6 protein-coding genes are annotated in these 7,698 nt (G+C 72.4%); all 6 read right to left on the bottom strand.

Annotation, left to right across the window (positions count from 1 at the left end; genetic code table 11):
- Positions 1-1,418: 1,4-alpha-glucan branching enzyme (gene glgB / locus GPA10_RS41385; protein WP_343041901.1), on the bottom strand; the 1,418-nt coding region annotated here is incomplete at its 3' end.
- A 168-nt stretch (positions 1,419-1,586) separates the two neighbouring features.
- Positions 1,587-2,933 carry a maltokinase N-terminal cap-like domain-containing protein gene (locus tag GPA10_RS41380; protein WP_157169894.1) on the bottom strand — a complete coding sequence of 449 codons (1,347 nt, stop codon included), beginning with the start codon at positions 2,931-2,933 and terminating at the stop codon, positions 1,587-1,589.
- A gap of 17 nt (positions 2,934-2,950) precedes the next feature.
- Complete coding sequence (locus GPA10_RS44255; RefSeq protein WP_425505896.1) at positions 2,951-3,952, bottom strand: alpha-glucosidase C-terminal domain-containing protein; 1,002 nt, start codon at positions 3,950-3,952, stop codon at positions 2,951-2,953.
- 401 nt (positions 3,953-4,353) lie between these two features.
- Complete coding sequence (locus tag GPA10_RS42035) at positions 4,354-4,548, bottom strand: hypothetical protein (RefSeq protein WP_198351865.1); 195 nt, start codon at positions 4,546-4,548, stop codon at positions 4,354-4,356.
- 34 nt (positions 4,549-4,582) lie between these two features.
- Positions 4,583-6,016: a maltokinase N-terminal cap-like domain-containing protein gene (locus GPA10_RS41370; protein WP_157169893.1), complete on the bottom strand. Its 1,434-nt coding sequence runs from the start codon at positions 6,014-6,016 to the stop codon at positions 4,583-4,585.
- A gap of 158 nt (positions 6,017-6,174) precedes the next feature.
- On the bottom strand, positions 6,175-7,698 hold a 1,524-nt coding region (gene treS / locus GPA10_RS41365), incomplete at its 5' end, for a maltose alpha-D-glucosyltransferase (RefSeq protein WP_157169892.1).

The following is a 7,698-nucleotide window of genomic DNA, read 5'->3' as shown; positions in this document are numbered from 1 at the left end:
CCGTCCCACGCTGTGGACTCCTCGGCGATGGTCACCACTCCGGGGCAGCGCCGGTAGACGGTGGCGTTCATCTCCTGGAGGAAGGCGACGGCGTCGAGGTTCTCCCGGCCGCCGTGTTCGTTGGGCGTCCACTGGCCGTCCTCGCGGGAGTAGTCGAGGTAGAGCATGGAGGCGACCGCGTCGACGCGCAGCCCGTCGATGTGGAACTCCTCGCACCAGTAGGTGGCGTTGGCGACCAGGAAGTTGCGTACCTCCTTGCGGCCGTAGTCGAACTCCAGCGTGCCCCAGTCGGGGTGCGCGGCCCGCGCGGGGTCCTCGTGCTCGTACAGCGGACGCCCGTCGAACTCCGCGAGTGCCCAGTCGTCGCGGGGGAAGTGTGCGGGCACCCAGTCCATGAGGACGCCGATGCCGGCCTGGTGCAGGGCGTCGACGAGGTGTTTGAAGTCGTCGGGGGTGCCCAGGCGCGCGGTGGGTGCGTAGAAGCCGGTGACCTGGTAGCCCCAGGAGCCGCCGAAGGGGTGCTCGGCGACCGGCATCAGCTCCACGTGGGTGAAGCCGAGGTCGGCGACGTAGGCGGGCAGCTGCTCGGCGAGCCGGCGGTAGGTGAGGCCGGGGCGCCACGACGCCAGATGCACCTCGTAGACGGAGAACGGCGCCTCGTGCACGGGTACGTCGCCACGCCTCCGCATCCACTCCTCGTCACCCCACTCGTGACACGACTCGTCCACGAGCGAGGCGGTCGCCGGGGGCACTTCCGCGCGGCGGGCCATGGGGTCCGCGCGCAGGGTGCGGGTGCCGTCGGCGCGGGTGATGTCGAACTTGTAGCGCGTGCCTGCACCGAGACCGGGGACGAACAGTTCCCACACGCCGGTCGAGCCGAGGGAGCGCATGGGGTGGGCGGTGCCGTCCCAGTGGCAGAAGTCCCCGCACACCCGCACCCCCGCGGCGTTCGGCGCCCACACCGTGAACCGGGTGCCCCGCGTGCCCTGATGGGTCATGGGGCGGGCCCCCAGTGCCCGCCACAGCTCCTCGTGCCTGCCCTCGCCGATGAGGTGCAGGTCGAGTTCGCCGAGGGCGGGCAGGAAGCGGTAGGGGTCCTGGACGGCCGTCTCCCCGCCGTCGTACGTCACCCGCAGCTCGTACGCGGGCACCGAGGCGAGCGGCAGCACCCCCGAGAACAGGCCGTCGCCCGTGTCGTTCAGGCGTGCGGCCCGCCCGTCGACGACGACCGCCACCGTCCGCGCGTACGGCCGCAGGACGCGGAACGCGACCCCGCCGGGCACCGTGTGCGCACCGAGCACCGCGTGCGGGTCGTGGTGCGCGCCGGTCAGCAGACGCCGCCGCTCCGCCGCGTCGAGCGGGGCGTCGGCGGAAGGTTCGAGGAGGGCGGCCCCGGAGGCGGGAGCGGCGGTGTCGATGCTGGCCACGAGGTTGCTCTCCTCTGTCGGATGTTCTGCCGGACGGACGACGGTGCGGGACGCCTGGAGGTGCGGGACGGACGACGGTGCGGGACGCCTGGAGGTGCGGGACGGCTGATGGTGCGGGACGGCCGACGGTGCGGTGGCCCCGCGGAGCGGAGGGACGAGTCAGCGGTCGTCCGCGAGCCGGGCCAGGGCCGCCATGGGCACGTGCAGCCAGTCCGGGCGGTGTCTGGCCTCGTAGAGCGCCTCGTACACCGCGCGGTCGGTCTCGTGGGCGCGCAGCAGCGCGACCTCCTCACGCGGGTCCCACGCGGCCACCGCGGCGTAGCCCGCGCAGTACGCGTCCCGGCAGCGCCGCGCCCACTGCGGCTGCCCGGGGCGCTCGGAGTGCGCCGCGTAGTCGAACGAGCGGAGCATGCCCGCGACATCGCGTACGGGCGCCTCGACCCGCTTGCGTTCGACGAGCGGCCGCGCCGGTTCGCCCTCGAAGTCGATGACGAACCACCGGCCCCGGCCCCCGGCGCGCAGGACCTGGCCCAGGTGCAGGTCGCCGTGGACGCGCTGGTCCGGCCGGTCGGTGCCGCCCGCGGCGAAGGCGTCGTAGGCGGCCCGCAGTCGGGACACGTACGGGCCGAGCGCGGGCACCTGCCGAGCGGCGGCCTCCAGACGGCCGGTCATCGCGGCGGCCAGCCGGCTCCGGCCGCGGTGCTCCGGCGCCGTCGGCGGGAAGACCCGCGCCAGGGCCAGGTGCACTTCGGCGGTGGCCCGCCCCAGCTCGAACGACTCGGCGGTGAAGTCCGCACCGGCCGCGAGGGACCGCAGTGCCAGTGTCCAGCCGTCCGTCGCCTCGCGCAGGAACGGTTGCAGCACCCCGAGCGTCGTCCTGCGCGGCCGCGTGGTCCAGAACCAGGCCACCGGCGCGGGCACCCGCGCACAGCCCTCACCCGCGAGCGCCGACGGAACCTCCAGGTCCGGGTTGGTGCCGTACTGGATGCGGCGGAAGAGCTTCAGTATGTAGCGGTCGCCGTACACCAGCGAGGTGTTGGACTGCTCGCCTTCGAGGAGCCGGGGGGCGAGCCCGGCGGGTACGGCGGTCCGTCCGTCGCCCTCGAAACGCAGCGGCCCCGCCTCACCCGGCGTCCGGAGCCGCTCCAGGAGCAGCCCCGCCGACCGGGGGTCCAGGAGGGCGTCGTACACGCTGAGTCCGGCGAGGGGGCCGGTACCGGGACGGCCGATGAACGCGTGCCGCAGCCGGGGCGGCAGCTCCTCGCGGACGCCGAGGACGAGTTGGTAGCAGTGCGCGGACGTCGCGCTGTGCCGGGTCCTGATCAGCAGATGCAGGCACCCCGGATGCAGTTCGGTCATCGACACCACGGAGAAGTCCGTGATGGGCCAGCCCTTCGCCGCGAACCACCGCTGCTTCGGCAGCCACTCCCGGAGCGGTCCGGCGAGCGACGTGAGGAGCAGCGGAGGGCTGAGCTCGGCCTCCGTGGGCGGTGCGGTCTTCAGCATGGGTGCGGCACGTCCCTTCAGAGGCGGATGGCGGATTCCACCGGGAGGGGCAGGTGGAGGTCGTCGCGCAGCCGGAACCAGTAGAAGCCGTGTCCCGCGAGGGTCAGGAGGTAGGGGAGTTCACCGATGGCGGGGAACCGTACACCGCCGATCAGTTCCACGGGGTGGCGGCCGTCGAAGACCCGCAGATCGAGCTCGGTGGGCTGGGCGAAACGGGAGAAGTTGTGCACGCACATGACCAAGTCGTCGCCGTACTCGCGCAGGAAGGCGAGGACGGCGGGGTTGGAGGAGGGGAGTTCGGTGTAGGAGCCGAGGCCGAAGGCGGGGTTCTGTTTGCGGATCTCGATCATGCGGCGGGTCCAGTGGAGCAGGCGCGACTCGTCCACGACGGACGAGTTGGCGGGCGGCGCCTCCGTGCGGCGCGCCAGCGGGTCCGCCCGGAACGTCATGCTGCCGTCCGGGCGCGTGATCTGGAACTTGTACAGCTCGCCCGCGCCGAGGCCCGGCACGAACAGCTCCCACACCCCGCTGCCGCCGAGCGACCGCATCGGGAAGCCGACGCCGTCCCAGTAGTTGAAGTTCCCGACGACGCGTACGCCTCGCGCGTTCGGCGCCCACACCGTGAAGCGGGTGCCCCGCGTGCCCTGGTGCGTCATCGGCTGCGCGCCGAGCGCGTCCCACAGCCGCTCGTGCCTGCCCTCACCGATCAGATGCAGGTCGAACTCGCCGAGCGCGGGCAGGAACGCGTAGGCGTCCGGGATCTCCAGCGTCGCCTCGTCGTAGGCGAGGTGCAGCCGGTAGTCGGCGGGTACGTCGCGCAGCGGCACCACGGTCGAGAAGAACCCGTCGCCGTCGTCGGTCAGCTCGGCGCGCAGCTCTCCCGCGAGCACCGTCACCGCGCGTGCGTACGGACGCAGCGCGCGGAAGGCCACCCCGCCGGCCACGCGGTGTGCCCCCAGCACGCCGTGCGGATCGTGATGCGTCCCGGCGAGCAGCCGACTCCGATCCTCCGGCGACACCGGAGACACCCCGATCCTGCGCCCGGCCCCGGCCCCGGCCTCAGCCCCGCTCCCGGCTCCGGCCCCCTCGACCCCGCCTCGCACGGACTTGGCCGTCTTGGTGGACCGGGTGCTGCTCGTGGAGCGTTCGGCGGTCTTCGAGGTCACGGAGGTCTTGGTGGCCTTACGGGCCTTGGAGGGCCTCGCGGCCTTCGCGGCCTTCGCGGTCTTCGGCGACTTGGGCGTCTTGGACGACGCGGCGGCCTTGGCCACCCCCGCGGCCTCCGCCGTCTCGGCGGCCTTCGCGGCTCGGTCGGCCTCGGCGGCCTCGGGCGGCCCGGTCGGCCTCGCCGGTTCCGGCTGCGGGGGCGTGACCTCGGGCGCGGGCTGGTCCGACGGGTTGCGGGAGGTGGGGCGGGGGATCACGGGGGCGGCCTCCAGTCGGGGCTGGTGGGAGGGGCGCGCCCGGGGCCGGTGCTCCCGGGCGGTGCGTTCAGGCGGTGCGTGACGTACGCGCGCTGCGTGCCGTACGCGTACGCGTGGTCCGTGACGTACGCGTGACAGGCGACGTACATGCCGCGGTAGACGACGTACACGCCGCAGTACGCGACGCGCACGCCGCGCTACCCGCACGGCTCGCGCCGGCGCGGTTCACAGGACGGCGTCCGGTTCCGGGCCGGGCGCGTCCTCCCCGGCTGCGAGGCGGCCCAAGGCGGCCAGGGGCACGGGGAGCCAGTCGGGTCGGTGGCGGGCCTCGTACAGCGCCTCGTACACGGCCTTGTCGGTCTCGTGGGCGCGGAGGAGGACGGGGGAGGTGCGGGGGTCCGTGCCGGCCGTTTCGGCGTAGCCGGTGCAGTACGCGGCACGGCAGGTGGCCGCCCACTGCGGGGCCCAGGGGCGGTGGCTGCGGGACGCGTAGTCGAAGGAGCGGAGCATTCCCGCGACGTCGCGGGCGGGCGGCTGCGGCATGCGGCGTTCCGGGAGCGGCCGCGCGGGTTCGCCCTCGAAGTCTATGAGGGTCCACTCGCCGGACGGGGACCGCAGGAACTGCCCCAGGTGCAGATCGCCGTGGACGCGCTGGGCCCTCAGCCCGGTCCCGCCCTCCGCGGCGAGGTCGGCGAGTGCGTCGTAGGCGGTGCGCAGCGCGGGCGCGTACGGCCGCAGCGCGGGCACCGCGTGCGCCGCGGCCTCCAGGCGTTCCGTCATGCCGCGGGCGAGCAGTTCCACCTGCGCCCGCCCGAGCGTGACCGTGGGCAGCGCGGTGGCGAGGGCGGCGTGCACCTCGGCCGTGGCCCGGCCGAGCGCGCGGGCCTCGGCGTGGAAGTCCTCGCCCTTGGTGAGGACTTGGAGCGCCAGTTCCCAGCCGTCCGCGGCCCCGGCCACATACGGCTGGAGCACCCCGAGGACCAGCGGTTCGGCCCCGCCGTCGGCGGTCATCCAGGCGGCGGGCGGCGGCACCCGGCCGCAGCCCTGCCGGGCCAGGGCGAGCGGCAGCTCCAGGTCGGGGTTGACGCCTGGTACGACCCGCCGGAACACCTTGAGGATCAGCCGGTCGCCGTACACGAGTGAGGAGTTGGACTGCTCCGAGCCGAGCGGTCGGGGCACGAGCCCGGAGGGGATGTCGGCGCCGTCGGCGCGGGTGAAGCGGAGGGCGCCGAGCCGGCCGGGCTGCCGCAGCCGTTCCAGGAGCAGCGTGGCGAGGCGCGGGTCGAGCAGGGCCTCGTACACGGTGTGCCCGGCGAGGGCGCCCGCGGTGACGTGGCCGATCAGTGCGGGCGCGAGACGCGGCGGGAGTTCGCCGCGCACGCCGAGGAGGAGTTGGTAGCAGTCGGGGGCGAGATGTTCGTGGTCGGCGACCGGGGTGGCCCCGGACAGTGGTTGGTGCACCCGTACGAGCAGGTGCAGCAGCCCCGGCTCGGCACCGGGTGGAAGCAGTTCCGTCGCCGCCGCGATCTCCAACCCCGTGACGGGCCGTCCCTTGCCCGCGAACCACCGTTGTCGCGGCAGCCAGCCGCGCAGCAGCGGATCGAGTGACGCGAGGAGCGCGCCGGAGTGGGCAGGGGGGCGGGTGACGGCTTCCGACATGATGTCCCGTCCTTTCCGCGTCGCGGACAAGTCAGGTACGAGATCTGTGGGCTGAGGTGCCGAGCAGGTGCCGAGCAGGGGGCGCCGTGTACGAGTGCCCAGAGCGGAACGAGTCACGCCGGGACGTGGCCGACTCACGCCGCCCGTATTCGGTGACCTTACGCCGAGTCGTCGCGCAGCCGGAACCAGTAGAAGCCGTGTCCCGCGAGGGTCAGGAGGTAGGGGAGTTCACCGATGGCGGGGAACCGTACACCGCCGATCAGTTCCACGGGGTGGCGGCCGTCGAAGACCCGCAGGTCGAGCTCGGTGGGCTGGGCGAAACGGGAGAAGTTGTGCACGCACAGGACGAGGTCGTCACTGTCCTGATCGCTGTCCGTCCCCGCGGGGGCCTCGCGCAGGAAGGCGAGGACGGCGGGGTTGGAGGAGGGGAGTTCGGTGTAGGAGCCGAGGCCGAAGGCGGGGTTCTGTTTGCGGATCTCGATCATGCGGCGGGTCCAGTGGAGCAGGCTGGAGGGGCTGCTCATGGCGGCTTCGACGTTGGTGACCTGGTAGCCGTAGACGGGGTCCATGATCGTGGGGAGGTAGAGGCGGCCGGGGTCGCAGGAGGAGAAGCCGGCGTTGCGGTCGGGGGTCCACTGCATGGGGGTGCGCACGGCGTCGCGGTCGCCGAGCCAGATGTTGTCGCCCATGCCGATCTCGTCGCCGTAGTAGAGGATCGGGGAGCCGGGCAGGGACAGGAGGAGGGCGGTGAAGAGTTCGATCTGGTTGCGGTCGTTGTCCAGGAGGGGGGCCAGGCGGCGGCGGATGCCGATGTTGGCGCGCATGCGGGGGTCCTTGGCGTATTCCGCATACATGTAGTCGCGTTCTTCGTCGGTGACCATCTCCAGGGTGAGTTCGTCGTGGTTGCGCAGGAAGATTCCCCATTGGCAGTTCTTGGGGATGGCGGGGGTCTTGGCGAGGATCTCGGAGACGGGGTAGCGCGATTCGCGGCGTACGGCCATGAAGATGCGGGGCATGACGGGGAAGTGGAAGGCCATGTGGCATTCGTCGCCGCCGGCTGCGAAGGAGCCGAAGTAGTCGACGACGTCCTCCGGCCACTGGTTGGCTTCTGCGAGGAGGACGGTGTCGGGGTAGTGTGCGTCGATCTCCTTGCGGACCCGTTTGAGGAATTCGTGGGTGGCCTGGAGGTTCTCGCAGTTGGTGCCCTCTTCTTGGTAGAGGTAGGGCACGGCGTCGAGGCGGAAGCCGTCGATGCCGAGGTCGAGCCAGAAGCGCAGTGCCGAGGTGATTTCCTCCTGGACGGCCGGGTTCTCGTAGTTGAGGTCCGGTTGGTGGGAGAAGAAGCGGTGCCAGTAGTACTGCTTGCGGACGGGGTCGAAGGTCCAGTTGGAGGCTTCGGTGTCGACGAAGATGATGCGGGCGTCCTGGTACTGCTTGTCGTCGTCGGCCCATACGTAGTAGTCGCCGTAGGGGCCTGTGGGGTCGGCGCGGGAGGCCTGGAACCAGGGGTGCTGGTCGCTGGTGTGGTTCATGACGAAGTCGATGATGACGCGCATGCCGCGCTGGTGGGCGCTGTCGACGAATTCCACGAAGTCGGCGAGGTCGCCGAACTCGGGCAGGACCGCTGTGTAGTCCGAGACGTCGTATCCGCCGTCACGCAGCGGGGACGTGAAGAACGGGGG

This window comes from Streptomyces typhae, assembly GCF_009755605.1.
GTDB lineage: Bacteria > Actinomycetota > Actinomycetes > Streptomycetales > Streptomycetaceae > Streptomyces > Streptomyces typhae.
Note: the sequence above shows the minus strand (reverse complement) of the source record. Positions and strands in the feature narration are given on the sequence as shown.

Bases quoted from the DNA above. Each gene is read 5' to 3' on its own strand.
- GPA10_RS41380 (WP_157169894.1), bottom strand. From the start codon at position 2,933: ATGCTGAAGACCGCACCGCCCACGGAGGCCGAGCTCAGCCCTCCGCTG.
- GPA10_RS41370 (WP_157169893.1), bottom strand. From the start codon at position 6,016: ATGTCGGAAGCCGTCACCCGCCCCCCTGCCCACTCCGGCGCGCTCCTC.